The organism is Pseudomonas sp. CG7, assembly GCF_023701885.1.
GTDB classification, from domain to species: Bacteria; Pseudomonadota; Gammaproteobacteria; order Pseudomonadales; family Pseudomonadaceae; genus Aquipseudomonas; species Aquipseudomonas zanjanensis.
This window is the reverse complement of sequence record NZ_JABAEE010000050.1, coordinates 23,581-44,677: the sequence shown is the minus strand read 5'-3', so window position 1 is coordinate 44,677 and position 21,097 is coordinate 23,581. Positions and strand designations below refer to the sequence as shown.

Below are 21,097 nucleotides of genomic sequence, written 5' to 3'. Positions count from 1 at the left end.
GTCCAGCGGGAGCAAGCTCCCTCGCCACAGGTTGTTGGGTCCAGCGACATGGTCAGCGTTCCGGCATTGAGTTGACCTGTTTTGGGGCAGCGCTTCGGATGCTGCCGTTTTGGGATAGCGAAGGGTTTTGGTCAGGGCCTAGCATCGAATCCAGCGTGCAAGCAGAGCCATCAGCTTTTGGAAGTCGGCGAAGCTGGCGTCTGCGATCCAGCAACAACTGCCTCATACAATAAGGTCAAGAACAATGAGCGTATCTTTCCCGATCAGCAGCTCGACGGAGTTGAAGCGCGGTGCCCTGGGTGTCGGCTTCATCATCTTCTTCGTGATTTCGGCGGCGAGCCCCCTGAGTGTCATCGCCGGTGGCTTCCCAATTGGCATCATGCTGGGCAACGGCGCCGGCACACCGGCGTTGCTGCTCCTGGCGCTGTTGGTGTTGTTGGCATTTTCGGCGGGCTACACCGCCATGTCCCGGCACATGACCAATGCCGGTGGTTTTTATGCGTTCACCTCCCGCGGCCTGGGTGGCTTGGCCGGTGGCGCAGCGGGTGTGTTGGCGATGTTTGCCTACAACATCCTGCAGGTCGGCCTGTACGGCATGTTCGGCGGCGTGGTCAGCGGCACGATGGCCAGCGTCTTTGGCCTGGACTTGCCATGGTGGACCTATTCGCTCCTGGCGATGGCGAGCATCGCGATTCTCGGCTATCGCAAGATCGACCTGTCGGCCCGAGTGCTATCGGTGGTGGTCATTGCCGAATACCTGGCGATCCTGACGCTGGATTTCGCCATCCTCAAGACCGGTGGCGATAGCGGCATTAACCTCGATTCGTTCGATCGCAGCCATGTGTTCAGCGGTACGCCATCCATCGGCTTGCTGTTCTGCTTCGCGGCGTTCATCGGCTTCGAGGCCACCACCATCTACGGCGAGGAGGCCAGGAATCCGCACCGTACGATTCCCATCGCCACCTATAGCTCGGTGCTGTTGATCGGTGGTTTCTATGCCTTGTCGGTCTGGGCCATGGTGATTGGCGTAGGGGCGGACAAGATCGTGCCGACCTTGCAAGCGCTGCAGGATCCCACCACGTTCATCTACGGTATGTCCGACCACTTTGTCGGCCCGCACCTGACCCAGATCATCCGCGTACTGTTCATGGTCAGCATCTACGCCGGGCTGCTGGCGTTCCACAACGCCGCGGCCCGTTATTTCTATGCCATCGGGCGTGACGGTTTGCTGCACAGCCGCTTGGGCACCACCCATCGCGTGCATCAAAGCCCGCACATGGGCTCGGTCCTGCAAAGCCTGATCGCCGCGGTGGTGGTGCTGATCTTCGCCGCGCTAGATGCGGATCCGATCCTGCAACTGTTCGCCTGGTTTTCCAACCTGGCCACGCTGTGCGTGATCCTGCTCATGGCCCTGACCTCGGCGGCGGTATTGGTTTATTTCCGCGCGCATCCGGAGTTGAAGCTGGGGCTCTGGCGCGGTCGGATTCTTCCGGGCTTCTCGTGCCTGGCCTTGTTGGCGGTCCTGGCCCTTGCAGTGATTCATTTCGACGTGCTGACCGGCGCCAGCCAACTGTTGTCCTACGGACTTTGTGCGGTGATTCCCGTCGCGCTGATCGTCGGCGTGTACCTCGCCGCCCGATTGCGCAAGGCCTCGCCCGAGCGGTTCATGGCGTTGGGCAGCCACAAGCTCTAGGGCACCGCGCGACCCCCTCAATCTACCCAGACAATAAATCCGCTGCCGTTCGGGACGGTCCGGCAGCGCGCGAAAGGAAGGTGTCATGCACGATTATCAAATGCTCATCGATGGAACTCGGGGCGACGGCGAGAACGGCCACTTCGATGTGCTCAATCCAGCCACCGCCACGGTGTTCGCACGGTGTCCGGCCGGTTCCCTGGCCCAACTGGACCTTGCCGTCGAGGCGGCGCAAGCGGCCTTTGTCGAGTGGCGCCACAGCACCCATGAAGATCGCCGCCAGCGCCTGTTGGACATCGCGGCGGACATCGAGCAGGACGCCGAGTCGTTGGCCCAGCTGATTGTCCTGGAGCAGGGAAAACCGCTGGAACTGGCGTTCTCTGAAGTGATGGGGGCGGTGGCCTGGACGCGCTACGCCGCCGAGCAGCAGATCCCTGTGGAATTGGTGGAAGAAACCCCGAGCCAGCGCATTGAGCTGCACCGCAAGCCGTTGGGCGTCGTCGCGTCGATCACGCCCTGGAACTGGCCGTTCATGATCGCCGTCTGGCACATCATGCCAGCGTTGCGGGCCGGCAACTGTGTGATCAGCACACCGTCAAGCCTGACGCCCCTGAGCACCCTGCGCCTGGTGGAGATCATCGCGCGCCATGTGCCTCGCGGCGTGATCAATAGCGTGACCGGCGAACAAGGTTTTGGCAGCGCGATCACGACCCATGCCGGTATCCAGAAAATCGTCTTCACCGGTTCGACCGCCACCGGCCAAAGCGTGATGCGCGGTGCCGCCGGCAACCTCAAGCGCCTGACCTTGGAACTGGGCGGTAACGACGCGGCCATCGTGCTGCCCGGAACCCCGGTGGAGGCGGTGGCCGAAGAGATTTTCCAGGCGGCCTTCCTGAACATGGGCCAGACCTGCGCGGCCCTCAAGCGTTTGTACATCCACCAATCCCAGTACGAAGCCTTTGCCCAGGCCCTGGCCCAGATCGCCCAGCGTCAGGTGGTGGGTGACGGCGTGGCGCCTGGGGTCACGTTTGGCCCGGTGCAGAACCTCGAACAGTTGAAGCTGGTTGAGGAACTGGTGGCCGATGCCCGCGCCCATGGAGCGCGGGTGTTGTGCGGCGGTGCCCGTCTGGACCGCCCGGGCTGTTTCTACCCGCCGACGTTGGTCGCCGATGTGACCGACGGGCAGCGCCTGGTGGACGAGGAACAGTTCGGCCCGGTGTTGCCGCTGATCGCCTACCAGGATGTCGAGGACGTCCTGCGTCGCGCCAATGCCGGCGACATGGGCCTGGGTGGGTCGGTCTGGGGCAGCGACAGCGAGCAGGCCCAGGCACTGGCCAGTCGCCTGGAATGCGGCATGGCCTGGGTCAACTGCCATGCGCAGATCCAGCCGAATACGCCGTTTGGCGGCAGCAAGATGTCCGGGTTCGGCGTCGAGTTCGGCCTTGAAGGGTTGCTGGAGTTCACCGGCCAGCAACTGCTGTACGTACGCAAGCGTGAAACAGAATGAGGACTGCAACCATGTACGAGCACTACAAGACAGCACAGAAGAAATTCTGGCACCCGATGAGTTCTTCGGCGCCCGCCAACCGCTCCAAGACGTTGATCATCGCCCGTGGCGACGGCAACTATATCACCGATATCGAGGGGCATCGCATGCTCGACGGTGTCGGCGGCCTGTGGAACGTGAACGTGGGCCATAACCGGCCTTCGGTGAAGGCGGCCATCGCCGCCCAGATGGACGAACTGGCTTATTACCAGACCTTCGACGGCATTGCTCATCCACGGGTGTTCGACCTGGCCGAGCGGCTGACGTCGATGTTCGCCCAGGAAAACATGGCGCGGGTGCTGTTCAGTTCCGGCGGTTCCGATGCGGTCGAGACGGCCCTGAAAATGGCCCGCCAATACTGGATCGCCAGCGGCGAGCCAGGGCGCACGCGTTTCCTGTCGTTGCGCAATGGCTACCATGGCGTGCACATGGGCGGCACCTCAGTGGGTGGCAACGGCGTGTATCACTACAACCATGGGCCGCTGTTGGCCGGCTGTCATCTGCTCGATACGCCGTGGCTGTACCGCAACCCCTGGGACTGCCGCGATCCAGAGGAGTTGACCGCTCACTGCGTTCGCCAGTTGGAAGACCAGATCGCGCTGCTCGGCCCGCAGACCATTGCCGCGTTGATCGCCGAGCCAGTGCAAGGCGCCGGTGGCGTGATCGTGCCGCCGGCGCATTACTGGAAGCGGCTGCGGGAAGTCTGCGACCGCCACGGCATCCTGTTGATCGCCGATGAGGTGGTCACCGGGTTCGGCCGCACCGGCTGCATGCTCGGCAGCCGGGGCTGGGGCGTCGCGCCCGACGTGCTGTGCCTGGCCAAGGGCATCACCGCCGGTTACATCCCCATGGGCGCCACGGTCTTCAACCAGCGCATCGTCGATGCCATCGAAAACGGTCCGGGTTTCAGCAACGTGATCATGCACGGCTACACCTACAGCGGACACCCGACGGCGTGTGCGGCGGCCCTGGCGGTGCTGGACATCGTCGAGGCCGAGGACTTGCCGGGCAATGCCGGGAAAGTCGGTGCCCAATTGCTGGAGCAATTGCAGCCGCTGACCGAACGTTACGCGGTGGTGCGCGAAGTGCGCGGCAAGGGCTTGATGCTCGCCGTGGACCTGGTGGCGGACAAGGTCACCCGCGAGCCGCTTGACCCCGCCAACGGCCTGGCCTTGCGCATCGCCGAGCAAGCGCGTCGGGCCGGCGTATTGGTGCGCCCGATTGGCAACAAGATCGTGATGTCGCCGCCGCTGACCCTCACCAGTGACGAGGCCGCCCTGATGGTCGGTGCGTTGGACGGTGCGCTCGCCGACTGCCGCTAACCTGTAAGCCGGCGCGGTATGCCGTGCCGGCTCCCTGAATATAAAAACAGCCTTCAAAAGGCGCAGCACAAGGAGCTTCAACCATGCGGAACCTATCGCGTATGGAATTTTTCGGCAGTGGCCTGGCCTGTACGCTGGCGCTTTGCGCCGCGAATCAGGTCCAGGCCTATGAGTTGTATGCCGATGACGACACTCATTTCAACGCCGACCTGCTGGCAGTGTTCGGCCATTTCAACAGTCGCAAGAACTACGACGGCAGGCCCGGCGGTTCAACCTGGCGCGAAGGTTTCATCAAGTATGGCGTCAGCGGCGACCAAGGCCTGGCCGGCCATGGCACCGCCTACGGTGCGTTCAGCCTGGTCAGTTCCGCCACCTGGGGCGATGGCGACGCGGCCGGCAATTCGCTGGGCAGCGAACGCACGACGAAGATCGAAGACGCGTACCTGGGTTGGCGCTCCGCCGACCTGTTCCCCGTGCTGGGGCAGGACGGTGTCGATATCTCCGGCGGGCGGCAGGTGGTCAAGCTGGGCAGGGGCTTTTTGATCAACGATGACGGGCCGAACCTGGGCAAAGGGCCTGCCGACGGTCGCTTGAATCGCGGTGGCGCCTATTACCCGGCGGCCCGGCACGCGTTCGACCAGACCGCCGTGTTGCGCCTGGGTGGGCAGGACGGGCTGCATGGCAGCGTGGTGTGGCTCAAGTCCGACAACCGCGCCCAGGCCGAAACCGAACTGGCCGCCGGCACGCTGGACTACACCGCCAAGGCCGGGACCTTGGGGTTGACCAGGATCCACGGCCTGGATGTGACCGACCGGTGGGCCAGCGATTTCCAGCGGCAACGCAAGGGTATGGACGTCTACAGTCTTCGCGGTGAAGGCGACGCCGGCATTGAAAATGCGAGCCTGGCGTTCGAATACGCTTGGCAAGACAAGGACGCCGGCCCGCAGAACGCCTGGTACGCCGAGGCCGGCTACACCTTTGCCGATCTCGCCTGGGCCCCCAAGCTGACGTACCGCTACACCCGCTATTCACAGAAGTGGGATTCGCTGTTCACCGGGCAGAGCACCGGTTATGGCACCTGGTTCCAGGGCGAAGTCGCGGGTAATTATGCCGGGCCCTTCAACAGCAACACGGGCATTCATCATGTCGGCCTGACAGCCAAGCCGTTGGAGAACCTGACCCTCGGTGCGCTGTACTTCGACTACAACACCGTGCGTAAAGACAACACGCTGAACCTGGATGCCCGCGAGTTGGACCTGTACGTCGAATGGGCGATGAACGAGCATTTGATCGTCACGCCGCTGATCGGCCTCTACAAGCCGGATCGGGACGCAACGACGGGGGGCAATCAAGTGAGCGGCAATGGCACCAACGTCTACAGCCAGGTGACGGTGGCTGTGCCGTTCTGAAGCAAGGGCGTTGGATAAACCCTGTGGCGAGGGAGCTTGCTCCCGCTGGGTCGCGCAGCGGCCCCTCTTTTTTTGGGCCTGCTGCGCAGCCCAGCGGGAGCAAGCTCCCTCGCCACAGGTTCGGTGTTTTTCTTAAGTGATCGGTATGGCGCAACATCCCTTTCTAGCCAACCGCAGGCGGACTCTGCATCCGCTCGGCAATCCGCCGGGTCGTGTCCATCACCATTTCAATCACGGTTTCCTGGCGCAGCAGCTTGAAGCTGTCGGTGCTGCCGACGGCCGACAGGCTGCCCACCACGTCGTCGAGTTCGGGGTTGACGATCGGCGCCGCGATACCGGTGAGCCCCAGGTTGAGTTCGTCGTGGGTCATGCAATAGCCGTCCTTGCGGATCTTTTTCGCGGCCTTGGAAAAGCTTGCCCAGTCATAGCTGCCGTGGGGGTCGTTGGCCAGGTGCTCTTCGAACAGGCGTTGCAGGCGTCGACCCTTCTGGAAAGCGATCAACACCTTGGATTGCGCACCGCGAAAGAACGGCCGCGGCTGGCCGCGGCCGAATGAGAACTGGGAGGTGTCGCTGGGGTCGGCGATGTAGGTGTTGATGATGCGGCCGTCGTAGAAAACGCTGGCAAACACCGCCAGGCCAGTGGCATCGGACAGCTCGTGCATCAACTCGCGGCCGGCCACGAGGATCGGGGCGTACTGCCGCATCATCCAGTCCAGCTCAATGATGCGTGGCCCCAGGCCGTAGCTGCCGGCATCCACCCGAACCAGCAGGCCGGCATCGCACAAATCCTTGACGTAGCGGTACACGGTCGCTCGTGACAGGCCCATGCGCTCGGCGATGGTATCGGGGTCGATCTTCAGCGTGGCCGGGCCGAAAAGGTCCAGCACGCTCAGCATTTTGCTCAGACTGCTCATTTCGCTCCTAAAGGGGGAATGGCGCGTAGGGGGGCGTTGGGTGAGCACTATAGGTAGCCGCGGCGGTGATGAAAAGCCCGCGCATGCCCTCAGGAGCGCGTTGCCACGGTAACCGAATGCTTGAGAAATGCAAACTTATTTCCAGTCGTTTACTCTTCAAAAATATGCATTTATCTCAAAAAATGATTTTAATGCAGAAAAATAGCTTGTTTTGTCGATTTGGCTGTGTGATAAATCTCAGCCACTGCAAACGCTCGATGAAGAGGGCTGGAAATGAATGGTGCGCAACTGATAGTGAAGGCGGCGGTGGCAAGCGGTATCGAATACTGCTTCGCCAACCCCGGAACGACTGAAATCCCCCTGGTGGCAGCCATGGCCAGCGCGCCAGCCCTCAAGCCGGTACTGTCCTTGTTCGAAGGGGTGTGCACCGGTGCGGCGGACGGCTACGGCCGGATTGCCGGCAAGCCGGCGATGACCTTGACGCACCTCGGTCCCGGCTTTGCCAATGGCATCGCCAACCTGCACAACGCCCGTCGCGCCAACACCCCGATCGTCAACGTCATCGGCGATCACGCGTCCTGGCACGTCAATTACGATCCGCCGTTGGCCAGTGATATCCAGGCCTTGGCCGGCAGCGTTTCCACGTGGGTACGTACCTCGCGCACGGCATCGGGCGTTGGTGAAGACTTCCAGGAGGCGGTGCGTGCCGCCTGGCAAGCCAACGGCCAGATCGCCAGCCTGATTCTGCCGATGGACCTGCAAGCCAACACCGTGCAGCACGAGAAGGCCTTCACAGCATTGCAGGCCCCGGTCCGGCGTTTTGCCGGTGACCGGATCGAGGCGGTCGCCCAGGCACTGCGCGATGGCCGGCGCCTGGTGTTTATCGTCGGCGACCAAGGCTTGTCCGTCGCCGGACTCGAAGCGGCGGGGCGCCTGGCCCGACTGCCGGGCGTGCGCCTGTTCGCCGAAACCTTTCCCCGCGTGAGTTACCGCGGTGGTGGCCTGCCGGACCTGGATCGCCTGCCTTACTTCCCTGAAGTGGCCATCGAGATCCTGGATCAATATGACGCGGGGGTCTGCGCCGGCGTCCCCGAACCCATCAGCTATTTCGGCTACGAAGGCATTGCCTCGCGGCTGGCAGAGCGCGAACGCCTGCTGTGCCTGGCTGAGGTGGGGGACGACGTTGCCGGGGCGCTCACTGCGCTGGCCGATGCCCTTGAAGCACCGGCTTATGTGCCCACGCCAAGCGGTATCGAACTGCCGCCCAGCGAAGCCACGTTGACGCCCCAAGCCGGCGGCCAGGTGTTGGCCGCGTCGCTGCCGGACGACTGCATCGTTTCGGTGGAAGGCGGGACGTGCGGCTATCCGTTCTTCACTGCCTCGGCCCATGCCGCACGGCATCGGGTCTTGACCAATACCGGTGGGGCCATCGGCCAGGGCATCCCGGTGGGCTTTGGCGCCGCCATGGCCGAGCGTGGCAACAAGGTGTTCTGCCTGCAATCGGACGGCAGTGCCCAGTACACGATCCAGACCTTGTGGAGCATCGCCCGGGAGCAATTGCCGGTGGTGATCCTGATCGCGGCCAACCATCGCTACGCCATCCTGCAAAACGAACTGCGCCGCTTCGGCATGACCGAGCTGGGCCCCGAGGCCCTGAGCCTGACGGTACTGGACCGTCCTCGCATCGATTGGAAGGCCCTGGCCAAGGGCTACGGCTTGCCGGCCAGCACCGTGCACACCAACGGCGAGTTGCAGCGCGCCCTGGCCAACGCCAAGGCCGATGGCGGTCCTTGCCTGATTGAAATGGCGCTGTGAAGGAGGGGATATGAACCAGATTCAATTGTTACCCGCGGTCGAGAAGTTCCTGTCGTTACCCGGGCGCCTGTTTATCGGCGGCACCTGGCAGGACGCCGCCGATGGTCGCCGGTTTGCCGTGGAAAACCCGGCCACTGAACACACCCTGGCGGAAGTCGCCGAAGGCGGCGAACGCGACGTGGATGCCGCCGTCGCTGCCGCCCGTGCGGCCTTCACCGGAGCTTGGGCGCAGCAGTCGCCGGCCCAGCGCGGCTTGCTGTTGTTTCGCCTGGCGGAACTGCTCGACCAGCATCGCGAAGAGCTGGCGCAACTGATCACCCTGGAAAACGGCAAGCCGATCGGCGCGGCCCGGGGTGAAGCGGCCAGCGCCGCGAATATCATTCGTTACTTCGCCGGTTGGCCGACCAAGATCGAAGGCAGCACGCTGCCGGTGTCGCCCGCCAGTGGCGCACCGATGCTCAACTACACCTTGCGCGAGCCGGTGGGCGTCTGCGCGTTGATCGTGCCGTGGAATTTCCCGCTGACCATGTGCGTGTGGAAGCTCGGTCCGGTGCTGGCGACCGGTTGTGTCGCGGTGCTCAAGCCCGCCGAACAGACGCCCCTGGTTGCCATTCGCCTGGTGCAATTGATCGAGGCCGCCGGTTTCCCGGCCGGGGTGGTCAACCTGCTCACCGGCCTCGGCGCGCGCACTGGCGCACCGCTGGCCCAGCACCCGGACGTGGACAAGATCGCCTTCACCGGTTCGACCCAAGTGGGCCGGCTGATCGCCCAGGCGGCCACCGGCAACATGAAGAAGGTCTCGTTGGAGCTGGGTGGCAAGTCCCCCAACATCATCCTGCCGGACGCCGACATCGTCCGGGCCGCCAAAGGCGCCGCCGATGGGATTTTCTACAACCAGGGCCAGGTCTGCACCGCCGGTTCGCGTCTGTACGTGCACGCCAGCGTCCTCGACCAGGTGCTCGAAGAACTCCAGCGCCACGCCGCCGCCCATGTGTTGGGGCCAGGACTGGATCCGGCCAACAGCATGGGCCCGCTGGTCTCGGCCCGGCAATTGGGCACGGTGCGTGGCTACCTGCAGCGGGGCCAGGAAGAGGGCGCCGAACTGATCTGCGGCGGTGATCGCCCCGACCATTTGGAGCGCGGCCACTTCATCCGCCCCAGCGTGTTTCTCGACCGCGCCGAGCGCGCCTGTGTCGCCCGGGAAGAAATCTTCGGCCCGGTGCTGACCGTCATGAGCTGGACCGAAATCGACGAGCTGGTGCTGCGTGCCAACGACTCGCCTTATGGCCTGGCGGCCGGACTGTGGACCCGTGACTTGCGCTCCGCCCACCGCGTGGCGGCGCAGTTGAAGGCCGGCTCGGTGTGGATCAACTGCTGGAACGTCGTCGACCCGGCCTCGCCTTTTGGTGGCTACAAGCAATCCGGCTGGGGTCGGGAAATGAGTAAGAACGTGATCGATGCCTACACCGAAACCAAAAGTGTCTTCGTCGATCTGGCCTGAGCCGAATAATCACAAGAGGAACTGCTATGGATCTGGAATTGCAAGGCCGCGTGGCGATCGTCACCGGCGGTGGTATGGGTATCGGCAAGGAAGTCGCGCGCTTTCTGTCCCAGGAAGGTTGCAAGGTGGTGATCTGCGCGCGGCGCATGGAATATCTCCAGCAGGCCGCCGAGGAAATCAGCGCAGAGACCGGCAACGAGGTGCTGCCGCTGTTCTGTGACACCAACCAGATGTCGGCGGTGTCCGACATGGTCGAAGCGGCCCACAAGCACTTTGGCCGCATCGATATCCTGGTCAACGGCGCGGCGGCCCCGTCCGGCGTGGTGCGCAACGACATCGAACATGCCGGCGACGATGAATTGCTCTCGGACCTCAACACCAAGGTGATCGGCTATTTCCGTTGCGCCAAGGCGGTGACGCCGCACATGAAGGCCGGCGGTTTCGGTCGCATCATCAACATCGGTGGCCTGACCGGGCGTGGCAGCAAGGTCCTCTCGGGCATGCGCAACCTGGCCATCGCCCACATGACCAAGACCCTCTCCGACCAACTCGGCCCGTCCGGCATCACGGTCAACCTGATCCACCCCGGCGTGGTCGACACCCCGCACATCCAGGAGCTGTACGAGCGCGAAGGAGTCAAGCAGGGCAAGACGCCCGAGCAGGTGGAGCAGGGCTACATCGACGCGACGCCGATCCGACGCACCCTGGCCCCCATCGAAATGGGCTGGCTGATCGGTTTCCTCGCGTCCCCCAAGGCCGGTGCGGTGACCGGGGAATCCATTGGCATCGACGGCGGCTTGACCCGTGGCATCTTCATTTGAGGAGCAGCAGTGATGAGTAACGGAACCCTTTTGGTCGCCACCGTCGGGCAAGCGGTGATCCGCAGCGCCGACGATGGTCGCACCTGGCATCGCCTGGGCCTGGGCCAGGACCTGGAATTCGATGCGATCACCCGGTCCCTGAGTTTTCATCCGGGCACGCCCGAGGTGGTCTACGCCGGCACCGATGTCGGCCTGTGCGTCAGCCTTGACACTGGCGGCCATTGGCAGCGGGTGGATTCGCCGTTCAATGGGCAGACAGTCTGGAAGGTCGCGGTGGATCCCCAGGATGCCCAGCGGATTTTCGTCGGCACCGGCGCGCCGTCGCGCGCCGTGCTGTGGCGCACCCTCGACGGTGGCCAGAGCTGGGACCGTGCCCCGGTGGAAATCCCGGAATTCTGCGACGGCGTCAGTCGTCCACGCTTGCTGGCCTTCGCCTACGACCCGACAGATCGCAACCAGCTCTGGTTCGGCCTGGAAGAGGGCGGGCTGTTCCACAGCCGCGACGGTGGCGACAGCTGGACCCGCGTCGATGATCGCTTGCTGTGGGACTACAACTCGGATGTGCACAACATCGTGGTCCTGCCCAATCACGGGCAAAAGGTCATCGTCGTGGTGTGCGTCAACGCCGTGTACCGCAGCCTCGACGAAGGGCAGACCTGGACTGGCATCGTCGCCCGGGAAACCTTCGGCCTGTACTACGTGCGCGCCATGAATGCGGCGTTGGGCAGCGAGGATACGCTGTACCTGAGCATCTCCGACGGCACCCCAGGCACCACCAGCAAGGTGCTGGTCTCCCGGGATGCCGCCGTCAGTTGGGAAGTGCTGCCACTGCCGCAACAACCCAACTCCTGTGTCTGGGCGATTGCCTTGAACCCTGCCGACCCTCGCCAGATCGTCGCCGGTACCAAGTACGGGCACCTGTTCACCTCCGAGAATGGCGGTGACGGCTGGCAGAAGCAGTGGCGTGAGTTCAGTGAAATCGCTGATGTGCTCTGGACGCCCGCCGTGGCGCAAATCAAGTCCGGGCATCAATCCATCATCAAGAAAAACTGAGGGACCGTGCGATGAAAGTCGAAGTCGTTCGTACTCACCTGTCGTTGTTCGTGCGCGACCCGGAAGTGTCGGCACGCTGGTACGCCGACGTGCTGGGCATGCATGAAAGCGCCCGGGGTGAAAGCTGGATCATGATGGCGTTTGGTGCCAAGCATCACGACATCGCGTTGCTCCGCGCCGAGCCCGGGGCCCACCAGGGTGGCCTGGGATTGCAGCACTACGGGCTGGAGATCGCGGGCGACATGACCACCTTGCGCAAGCTCTACGGCATGTTGCTGAACAAGGGCGTCGAGGTGGTGAAGATCACCGACCACGAGATCGGCAACGGCGTGTATTTCAACGACCCCGATGGCAATCGCATGGAAGTTTTCCTCGAGTCCGAACACGACGATGCGCTCGGCAAGGCCCGCTTCAAGGCCGCTGGCGCCCCCAGCCGGCAATTCGATCTCGACCCACTTTGAATGAGACTGCTCTTATGAAAACCGCGAATTTCGCCAGTTATCACATCCGCAAATGGTACAGCTTCGTCGAGGAAACCCTGGCCAACGAAACCGGCCAGCTGGCCGACGGTGAGCCACTGTTCAAGTACGCCATCGGCGCGGTGATCGCCAACCCTTACGCCGGCCGTTTCAGTGAAAGCCTGGCGGAGTTGATAGAACCGTCGCCCTTGCTGGGCCAGGAGTTTGGTCGGCGCATTCGGGTACTGGCGGGCCAGCGTGAGATCGTCAGTTATGGCAAGGCGTGCCTGGTGGGCAGCCAGGGCGAATACGAGCACGGCAATGCGTTGCTGACCAATCCGGCGGCGGATCCGATCCGTGTCGCGTTGGGCGGCGGCAAGTCCTGGGTGCCTTCCACCGGCAAGCGCGGCGGGCCTGGCGTGACCATCGACGTGCCGCTGGCCCACAAGGACGCGCTGTATGTCCGTTCCCACTACGACAGCATTTCCCTGTCGTTCGGCGATGGTCCGGCGGCCGATGAGTTGATCATCATCTGGGCCTTCGCCACGCGCGGGCGTTTGCATGCCCGCCTGGGTGGTCTGCAGGCGGCTGACGTCAAGGGCAATGACGGCCTGTATTGAGGGGCGCTGATCGTGGGAAGCCAACGAATGTCTGCAAACAGCCAGTTCTTCACCAATCGTTCGGGGATGCGCCTGCACTATTTGTCATGGGGCGACGCGTCAGGCATTCCCGTGCTGCTGCTCCATGGGCTGCGCTCCTATGCCCAGACCTGGGATGGCCTGGCCAATGCATTGGGCGAGCGGTACTGCTGCTATGCCCTTGACCAGCGCGGTCGCGGCTACAGTGACTGGGCGGATGCCTCCAGTTACCGGACCGAGGTCTATGTCAACGATCTTGAAGACCTGGTGGCGCACCTGGGGCTGCAGCGTTTCGTCCTGGTGGGGCATTCTCTGGGCGGCACCAATGCACTGGAGTATGCGCGGCTCCATCCGGGACGACTGCAAGCACTGGTGATCGAGGACATCGGCCCGGGTTCTTCGGTCAGCGGTGACGGCGCCGAGCGGATTCGGCGCGAGATGAGCCAGACACCGCTGTTGTTTCCTGACTGGGAGAGCGCCGCCCAGTTCTGGCTGCAAGCGCGACCTGGTCTCTCTGAGGAGGGACTGGCCTCCAGGCTGATGTATTCGATGAAGGAAACCCTGGCTGGACTCGAATGGCGCCACGACCAGCAAGGTATTGCCCAGGCGCGTCTGAGCATTACCCCGACCGACCTGTGGCCGGCGGTACGGGCGCTGGATTGCCCGACGCTGTTCATTCGTGGCGGCCGTTCCGACTTCCTGCCCCTGGCGACCCTCGAGTCGATAAAACAGGCCAACAAGTGGGTGAGCACAGAGGAAATCGCCGACGCCAGCCATTATGTCCATGATGACCAGAGCGCAATGTTCAACCTTGTCGTCATGGACTATTTGTACGACCAATGCCTACAACCACAACAACAAAGCGGTGAATAGCGATGAAGCAGGAGAAAACCCAAGTAGTCATCGTGGGCGGCGGCCCGAACGGGATCACGGCCGCTCATTACATGGGGCTGTACGGTATCGACTGCATCGTCCTCGAATTGGCTGACGGCGTCCTGCCGTATCCCCGTGCGGTGGGCATGGATGACGAGGCGCTGCGGGTGTTGCAGGGCATCGGCATCGCTGAGCTGGCCGCACGCGACATGATCTGCAACGTGCCCCTGCGTTACTACAATGCGCGGGGCGTGTGTTTTGCCGAGGTCAAGCCGAGCACGGCGAACTATGGCTGGCCCATGCGCAACATCTTCATGCAACAGTTGCTGGAAACGACGCTGCGCGAGCAGTTGGGCAAACACGCCAGTATCGAGTTGCGCCAGGGCCATGAAATGCTCGATCTGGAGCAGGACGCCGAGGGCGTGACCTTGCAGGTGCGCGATGCCCAAGGGGAGCTGTATCAGTTGCAGGCGCAGTACGTGATCGGCGCCGATGGCGGACGTTCCAGCGTGCGCAAGAAACTCGGCATCGAACTGCTGGGGCTGACCCATCCACGCAAATGGGTGGTGATCGACACGGCCAACGACAGCCTCGATGCACCCTATACGGCCTTGCATGCCGACCCTCAGCGGCCGTTTGTCTGCATCTACCTGCCGTATCAGCAACGGCGCTGGGAGTTCATGCTCCTGGAGGGCGAAGACGAGGGCAGAATGTGCGAAGAGGCGACGATTCGGGACTTGATCCGCGGGCATATTGGCGAGGCGGTCGATCAACTTGAAATCATCCGGATCCGCGCCTACACCCATAACTCCCGGGTCGCGGCGCGCTTTGTCCAGGGCCGTGTGGCATTGGTGGGGGATGCGGCGCATATTTCCCCGCCCTGGGCCGGGCAGGGGCTCAACTCAGGCCTGCGTGATGTCGCCAACGTCAGCTGGAAGCTCGCCGCGAGTCTCCAGGGGCGGGCGGCGCCGGCGATTCTGGCCAGTTACGACCAGGAGCGCCGCGGGCACGCGACCGCTCTCATCGCGTTGGCCGACAACATGGGCGCGGGCCTGGGGCTGACCAACCCGTTGATGGCCGGGGTGCGGGACTGGTTGTTCCAGGCCGTCAACAGCGTCGACAACCTGCGTTCGCATTTGCTGGAATTCAAATTCAAACCCAAGGCGACCATCACCAAAGGCCTGGTGTATCACGAGCGTGCCGAGTTGCATGAGGATGATCTGGTTGGACAGTTGTTCATCCAACCGTCCATCGAAGATGCCCAGGGTCAGCGTCGGCGCCTGGACGAGGTACTGGGGCATTCGTATGCGGTGCTGGGGTATCGGGTCAATCCGAGCGAACAACTCAGCGAGCAGACTGCTGCTTATTGGGCGCGTTGGGACACGCGTTTCATCCAAATCAATCGCTCGCGCAGTGGCGTGGGGCGCAATCAACCCTTGTCTGCCAGCGGTGCCATTTGCGTCGAAGACGTCGATAACCGCCTGGGGGAATGGTTTGCCAAGGTGCGAGATTGCGTCGTGGTGGTGCGGCCGGATCGGTTCGTTGCGGCGATCACCACCCCCGAGCGACTCGAAGGCGTGTTGCACAAACTGGCGGAGCAACTGTCATGAGGCGCGAAGAGGATCTGCTGGTCCGGCTTCACGATGCCGGGCAGGCCATACACGCCTTGCCTTCGTTGGAACCCGAGGCCGTCGATTTGCCGACGGGCTACACCTTGCAGCGCGAGGCACTGCGTCGGCGCCAGGCCGGCGGTGAGCGGCTGAGCGGATGGAAAGTGGCCTTCGCCGGCCGCGCCGCCCAGGAGCGTTTCGGGATCGATGAGCCAGTATTGGGGGCGCTGACCGATGCCATGGTCGTGGAACCTGGACAGACGGTGTCCCTCGCACGGCTGATCCAGCCGAAGTTGGAAATCGAGCTGGCGTTTGTCCTGGCGCGCACGCTGGTGCCCGGGTTCTATAGCGACGAGGACATTCTCGCCGCCATTTCCGAGGTCGCGCCGGCGTTCGAGATCGCCGACTGTCGTTGGCAAGGCTGGCGGTTCGGCGTCGGCGCGTTTCTGGCCGACAATGCTGCCGCGGCGCTGTATTGCCTGGGGTCGCGGGTCAGGTTTCATCCGGGGCAACTGGCCCACGTGAACTATCGCCTGGAATGTGACGGGGTGTCCTGTGGCGAGGGCAATGCCCAGGCGCGGGAGGACACGCCCCAGGCCAACCTGTGCTGGCTGGTCCGGCGCTTGTTGGCCGACGGGCAGTGCGTTGAAGCGGGGCAGGTGGTGCTGTCCGGGGCTTTATTGGCGCCTCTGGACATCAAGGCTGCCGAGTACCGGTTGCACATGCTTGGCATGGAACTGGCTTTGGTTTTCCGGCAATAAGAACGGTTCACCAGTCCGTGGCGAGGGAGCTTGCTCCCGCTGGGCTGCGCAGCAGACCCATTTTTGTGAGCGCTTCGCCCTGGAGCGCCAGCCCGGTCAAGCGGGAGCAAGCTCCCTCGCCACAGGTTTATCGACTTCTTTGGATATCAGCTTCAGGTTTAAGCACAGCGCCACCGAGGAACAATGATCATGTTCGCCGAAGTCCGTACCTTCAATGATCCTCAGCAACACGCCGGTTCGATCCTGGGCTGGCAACAAGTCTATGACCAGCTCGGGCGCGGTTGCCTGTCCAGCGAGCTGCGGCAGGTGTGCGCCGAGCGTTTCCAGATTTTCCAGGAGGTGCTGGATAAACGCGTCGTGCAGCGCGGTTGCGCGCCAAAAGGACGCTTGTGCATTGCCATGTCCCTGGGGGGGGCGCCGGTGGTGCAGGGGCACCAGGTGGGCGCCCACAGCGTCGTGCTGTTGCGCGATGGCGAAGATTTTGTCCTGCACGCCCCGGAAGGCACGCATTTCTTCGCGGCCAACGTCGACACGGTGCGGTTTGCCAAGCTCGCGGCCTACGAACTGTCGGGCGAACAGCTCAAGCGCTTGAAAAGCGTGTCCCAGGTCAGTGTGGATGAGGTGGTGCTGCGCCGGGTGCAACAGCGGATCCACCCACTGTTTCGTCACCTTTTGGAACAGACCGATGCGGTCAATCCCGCCGCGGAGAAAATCCTCGAAGACGTGTTGCTCAACGCCTTCCTCGACCTGTTCAGCCACGCCTCGGACGAGGTGCGCGGCCGGCGCGGCAATTTTGCCGTCAGTGCCTACCTGGTCAAGCGTTGCCAGGAACTGGTGGTGGCCAGCGCCGATGTGCCCTTGAGCATCCTCGATTTGTGCGAGCAATTGCGGGTCAGCCGCAGGACCCTGCAGAACAGTTTCCAGGCCGTCACCGGCATGCGTCCGGTGGAGTACCTGCGCAACCTGCGGCTCAATGCGGTGCGCCGCCGATTGATCACGACCCGTGCGGCCGCGCTGAACGTCAGTGAAATCGCGGTGGCGATGGGGTTTTTCCACCTGAGCCATTTTGCCGTCCATTACCGGGCGCTGTTTGGCGAGTCACCCTCGGACACGCCCAGGGCTCCGGCTTGATGGGCTCCAAATGCGCAGGCGAAATCTGTGGCGAGGGGATTTATCCCCGCTGGGCTGCGCAGCAGCCCTGAACCCAGCCACCGCAATGTGCCAGGTTGGCTGCATCCAGCCTTTTTTTGGGGCTGCTGTGCAGCCCAGCGGGGATAAATCCCCTCGCCACAATTAATCCAACCAGCCTTGAGTGAACGGTATTGCGGTGTTACCGAAGCGCCTTCCTGCACCGATAAAAGGCAGCCGCTGAGCTGTTTGGTAGCACACCCGTGCGACCTTGGGCCAGCGACGGGCAGTCGTTCTCCTCGGCAACTTCCTTCAAATCAAACCCTTGCACGATAACGCGTGTGGTTGGCATGCATTCTGCTTTTATGAATCTATGGATAATTGGATACAAAAATGCAGAAGGTGCTGCCATGCAATTTGCTCCGACGTACGCTGAACGCCCGCCCATGACGGCCGAGGAGGAGGCCTACAACTTCCTGCTCGATGCCATTTGTGGCGGGCGGTTACGCAAGGGCGACCGGCTGATTGCCGAGGACATCGCCAACGAGATCGGCATGAGCCGCATGCCGGTGCGCGAAGCCTTTCGCCGTCTGGATGCCCAGGGCCTGGTGACGCTGCGGCCCAATCGCGGGGCGGTGGTCAGCGGCCTCGACATCAATGAATTGCATGAAGTCTTCGAAATGCGCAGTGCCCTCGAAGGCCTGGCGGTGCGTGTCGCGACGGCGAAGATTGGTGAGCGCCAGTTGGCCGCGCTGGAGCGCTTGCTGGACGAGATGGACGATTACCGCGAGGAGAGCGCCGAGTGGGTCAGCCGCCATCGCGCCTTCCATGAATACCTGTGCAGCCTCAGCGGTCGCCCGCGATTGCTCAAGCAGATCAGCGCACTTTATTCCCTGATCGAAGCGCCCATGCGCCTCTGGCTGCAGCACGTGGAAAAGCCCTTGAGCGCGCGCCAGGAGCACATGCTGATCCTCGATGCCCTGCGTGGGGGCGATGCCGAGAAGGCCGAGGCGGTGGTGCGTGCGCACATCGAAGGCACCGTTCCTGAATTGATCGAGTTCCTGCAATCGAAAAAATAACGAGAGCAGGGGATTAGAACCCTGCCCGTGTTTTGACTTTGAGTACTGCCGTCATTTACTGAACTGGAGTGTCTGGTCATGCATAAGCCTCGCCTGTTGGTTGCCGCTTTATCCTTGGGTTTCTGTGCGCAATGGGCGGTTGCCGCGCCCGTTGTCCCGGAGCGTTTGCTCAAGGCCGAAAAACTCGTCTACTGCTCGGGCATGGATTCGCCGCCGCTGGTGTCCTTCGACGAGGCGCAGAAACCCAAGGGATTGACCGTGGACCTGGGGCTGGAAATCGCCAAGCGCCTGGGTGACAAAAAGGTGGAGTGGCGGGTGATTCCGTTTTCCGGATTGCTCCCGGCGCTGTTGGCCCAACAGTGCGACATGATCGTCGACCAGCTGTTCGACAAGCCCGAGCGCCGCGAGGTGATCGACATCGTCAACTACATGTATTCCAGCCAGGCGGTGGTGGTGCCCAAGGGCAATCCAAAGGGCCTCAAGACGCTGCCGGATCTCTCCGGACACAAGGTCGCGGTGCTCAACGGTTCCACCATCAAGACCTTACTCGACGCCGAGAACGCAACCCTGGCCAAGGCCGGCAAGCCGCCCATGAAACTGGTGGTCTACAACTCCGACACCGCTGCCTTCCAGGCCCTGCGCATCAGCCAGGTCGACGCCTACGGCACCACCGTGGAAACCGCCGGTTACTACGCCACCATGGCCCCCGACCTGTTCGAGGAAGGCGTGCCGGCCTTCAGCCGGATTCTCACCGGCCTGGGTATTCGCAAGGACGATCCGCAACTGACCGCCGCCGTGCAGCAGGTGATCGGCGATATGCGCAGCGATGGCAGCTACAGCCAACTGCTCGGCAAATGGCATGTCTCCAGTGACACCCTTGATTAAGGTGAACCGTCGATGAATTTCAATTGGGATGTGTTCTGGCAGTACCTGCTCCAGCCCAGTGGGGTGTACCTCACCGGGCTCTGGCTGACCTGCCTGATCAGTGTGCTGGCGATGTTGCTGGGCTGCATGCTGGGGCTGGCGGCGGCGCTGTTGCGGTTGTCGAAGAACCCGTTGCTGCATGTGCCGGTGCGCTTTTACGTGTGGCTGATGCGCGGCACGCCGTTGCTGGTGCAGATCGTCTTTCTCTACACCGCGCTGGCCGCTGGCGGGATTTTCCGCTTCGAAGACATCGACCTGTTTGGGCTGGTGATTCCCGGCAATATCCAGGCGGCGATCATCGCCCTGGGCCTCAACGAGGGCGCCTACATGGCCGAGATCATCCGCGCCGGCATCGGTGCGGTGGACAAGGGTCAATACGAGGCCGGACGTTCCCTGGGAATGACCTTCGCCAAACTGATGCGGCGCATTGTCCTGCCCCAGGCGTTCCGGGTCATCGTTCCGCCGTTGGGCAACGAGTTCAACGTGATGCTCAAGAACACCACGCTGGTCAGCGTGATCGGCGTCCAGGAATTGTTGCTCAGTACCCAAATGGTCACCTCGGCGACGTTCCGGGTGTTCGAGTTGTACCTGGTGGTGGCGATCTACTTCCTGTTGCTGACGACGTTGTGGGGCTTTTTCCAGCGCTGGCTGGAGGCCCGTTTCGGTCAATCGGACCGACCTTCGTCGCCACCGCCGGCGTCGACGCGGATGTTCGGTCGCAGCACTTTGAACCTGCTGAGGGCACGTTGACCATGGCGCATAAAAGCGAAGAGTTGATCATCGAGGCGCTGGACGTTCACAAGTCCTTCGGCGAGTTGCAGATTCTCAAGGGCATCTCGTTGCAAGTGCGGCGCGGCGAAGTGGTGGTGCTGATCGGTGCGTCGGGCTCGGGCAAGACCACGTTCATCCGTTGCATCAACCTGCTGGAATACATCCAGGGCGGACGCATCCGCGTCAATGGCCAGCCCATGGGCTATCGCGAACGGGCCGATGGCAGCCTGGTGCGCGAGTCGGAGCGCAACATCGCCCGGCAGCGGCGGGACATCGGCATGGTGTTCCAGCGCTTCAACCTGTTTCCCCACATGACCGCCTTGGAAAACATCATCGAGGCGCCGATCCAGGTGCTTGGAGTGACTCGCGCCGCCGCGCTGGAACAGGCCCGTGGGTTGCTGGAGCGGGTCGGCCTGGCGGACAAGGCCGATCACTACCCATCGATGCTCTCCGGCGGCCAGCAACAGCGGGTGGCGATTGCCCGGGCCCTGGCCATGAAACCCCAGGCCATGCTGTTCGATGAACCCACCAGCGCCCTCGACCCGGAAACCGTCGGCGAGGTGCTGCAGGTGATGAAGGAGTTGGCCGAGGAGGGCATGACCATGGTCGTGGTGACCCATGAAATGGGCTTTGCCCGGGAAGTGGCGGACCGTGTGGTGGTGCTCGACCAGGGCGAGCTGATCGAGCAAGGGCCGCCGGAGCAGATTTTCTGTCATCCGATTCATCCGCGCACCCGGGCGTTTCTCAGCCGCGTGTTGTGATATTCCCCGGCCACCGAA

Annotated in this window: 19 protein-coding genes; 18 read left to right on the top strand and 1 reads right to left on the bottom strand. The window is 63.0% G+C overall.

Annotated elements, in window-relative coordinates; all coding sequences use genetic code 11:
• Nucleotides 1-244: 244 nt before the first annotated feature.
• From HGO40_RS19760 to HGO40_RS19745, 4 genes are all read left to right on the top strand, one after another.
• Nucleotides 245-1,693: an APC family permease gene (locus tag HGO40_RS19760; RefSeq protein ID WP_207962179.1), complete on the top strand. Its 1,449-nt coding sequence runs from the start codon at nucleotides 245-247 to the stop codon at nucleotides 1,691-1,693.
• 85 nt (nucleotides 1,694-1,778) lie between these two features.
• On the top strand, nucleotides 1,779-3,200 hold the full coding sequence (locus tag HGO40_RS19755) for an aldehyde dehydrogenase family protein (RefSeq protein ID WP_250964396.1): 1,422 nt from the start codon (nucleotides 1,779-1,781) through the stop codon (nucleotides 3,198-3,200).
• A gap of 11 nt (nucleotides 3,201-3,211) precedes the next feature.
• Nucleotides 3,212-4,561 carry an aminotransferase class III-fold pyridoxal phosphate-dependent enzyme gene (locus HGO40_RS19750; RefSeq protein WP_250964395.1) on the top strand — a complete coding sequence of 450 codons (1,350 nt, stop codon included), beginning with the start codon at nucleotides 3,212-3,214 and terminating at the stop codon, nucleotides 4,559-4,561.
• 83 nt (nucleotides 4,562-4,644) lie between these two features.
• Complete coding sequence (locus HGO40_RS19745) at nucleotides 4,645-5,970, top strand: alginate export family protein (protein ID WP_250964394.1); 1,326 nt, start codon at nucleotides 4,645-4,647, stop codon at nucleotides 5,968-5,970.
• A 163-nt stretch (nucleotides 5,971-6,133) separates the two neighbouring features.
• Here HGO40_RS19745 and HGO40_RS19740 read toward each other — a convergent pair whose 3' ends face one another.
• Nucleotides 6,134-6,886, bottom strand: coding sequence for an IclR family transcriptional regulator (locus tag HGO40_RS19740; RefSeq protein ID WP_250964393.1), 753 nt, complete (start codon nucleotides 6,884-6,886; stop codon nucleotides 6,134-6,136).
• 273 nt (nucleotides 6,887-7,159) lie between these two features.
• Here HGO40_RS19740 and HGO40_RS19735 point away from each other — a divergent pair, with 273 nt between their 5' ends.
• The 14 genes from HGO40_RS19735 to HGO40_RS19670 all read left to right on the top strand — a co-directional run bounded on the left by HGO40_RS19735 (nucleotide 7,160) and on the right by HGO40_RS19670 (nucleotide 21,079).
• Nucleotides 7,160-8,701: an acetolactate synthase large subunit gene (locus HGO40_RS19735; protein ID WP_250964392.1), complete on the top strand. Its 1,542-nt coding sequence runs from the start codon at nucleotides 7,160-7,162 to the stop codon at nucleotides 8,699-8,701.
• A gap of 10 nt (nucleotides 8,702-8,711) precedes the next feature.
• Nucleotides 8,712-10,202 (top strand): aldehyde dehydrogenase family protein, encoded by a 1,491-nt coding sequence (locus HGO40_RS19730; RefSeq protein WP_250964391.1) that lies wholly within the window; start codon nucleotides 8,712-8,714, stop codon nucleotides 10,200-10,202.
• A 26-nt stretch (nucleotides 10,203-10,228) separates the two neighbouring features.
• Nucleotides 10,229-11,023: an SDR family NAD(P)-dependent oxidoreductase gene (locus HGO40_RS19725; RefSeq protein WP_186705869.1), complete on the top strand. Its 795-nt coding sequence runs from the start codon at nucleotides 10,229-10,231 to the stop codon at nucleotides 11,021-11,023.
• A 12-nt stretch (nucleotides 11,024-11,035) separates the two neighbouring features.
• On the top strand, nucleotides 11,036-12,076 hold the full coding sequence (locus HGO40_RS19720) for a VPS10 domain-containing protein (RefSeq protein WP_250964390.1): 1,041 nt from the start codon (nucleotides 11,036-11,038) through the stop codon (nucleotides 12,074-12,076).
• Nucleotides 12,077-12,087: 11 nt separating this feature from the next.
• A complete protein-coding gene (locus tag HGO40_RS19715) occupies nucleotides 12,088-12,537 on the top strand; it encodes a VOC family protein (protein WP_250964389.1) in 450 nt (149 codons plus the stop codon).
• Between the two features lie 14 nt (nucleotides 12,538-12,551).
• Nucleotides 12,552-13,154 (top strand): amino acid synthesis family protein, encoded by a 603-nt coding sequence (locus HGO40_RS19710; RefSeq protein WP_186705872.1) that lies wholly within the window; start codon nucleotides 12,552-12,554, stop codon nucleotides 13,152-13,154.
• A gap of 27 nt (nucleotides 13,155-13,181) precedes the next feature.
• A complete protein-coding gene (locus tag HGO40_RS19705; RefSeq protein WP_250964388.1) occupies nucleotides 13,182-14,045 on the top strand; it encodes an alpha/beta fold hydrolase in 864 nt (287 codons plus the stop codon).
• 2 nt (nucleotides 14,046-14,047) lie between these two features.
• Nucleotides 14,048-15,655 carry a bifunctional 3-(3-hydroxy-phenyl)propionate/3-hydroxycinnamic acid hydroxylase gene (locus HGO40_RS19700; RefSeq protein WP_250964387.1) on the top strand — a complete coding sequence of 536 codons (1,608 nt, stop codon included), beginning with the start codon at nucleotides 14,048-14,050 and terminating at the stop codon, nucleotides 15,653-15,655.
• Nucleotides 15,652-16,416 (top strand): 2-keto-4-pentenoate hydratase, encoded by a 765-nt coding sequence (locus tag HGO40_RS19695; protein ID WP_250964386.1) that lies wholly within the window; start codon nucleotides 15,652-15,654, stop codon nucleotides 16,414-16,416. The genes HGO40_RS19700 and HGO40_RS19695 overlap by 4 nt, the downstream gene beginning before the upstream one ends.
• A gap of 189 nt (nucleotides 16,417-16,605) precedes the next feature.
• Nucleotides 16,606-17,547, top strand: a complete 942-nt coding sequence (locus HGO40_RS19690; RefSeq protein ID WP_250964385.1) for a helix-turn-helix domain-containing protein — start codon at nucleotides 16,606-16,608, stop codon at nucleotides 17,545-17,547.
• Nucleotides 17,548-17,954: 407 nt separating this feature from the next.
• Nucleotides 17,955-18,623 carry a GntR family transcriptional regulator gene (locus HGO40_RS19685; RefSeq protein WP_250964384.1) on the top strand — a complete coding sequence of 223 codons (669 nt, stop codon included), beginning with the start codon at nucleotides 17,955-17,957 and terminating at the stop codon, nucleotides 18,621-18,623.
• 78 nt (nucleotides 18,624-18,701) lie between these two features.
• Nucleotides 18,702-19,508: an ABC transporter substrate-binding protein gene (locus tag HGO40_RS19680; protein WP_250964383.1), complete on the top strand. Its 807-nt coding sequence runs from the start codon at nucleotides 18,702-18,704 to the stop codon at nucleotides 19,506-19,508.
• 12 nt (nucleotides 19,509-19,520) lie between these two features.
• A complete protein-coding gene (locus HGO40_RS19675; protein ID WP_250964382.1) occupies nucleotides 19,521-20,297 on the top strand; it encodes an amino acid ABC transporter permease in 777 nt (258 codons plus the stop codon).
• A 2-nt stretch (nucleotides 20,298-20,299) separates the two neighbouring features.
• Nucleotides 20,300-21,079 carry an amino acid ABC transporter ATP-binding protein gene (locus HGO40_RS19670; protein WP_250964381.1) on the top strand — a complete coding sequence of 260 codons (780 nt, stop codon included), beginning with the start codon at nucleotides 20,300-20,302 and terminating at the stop codon, nucleotides 21,077-21,079.
• Nucleotides 21,080-21,097: the final 18 nt, after the last annotated feature.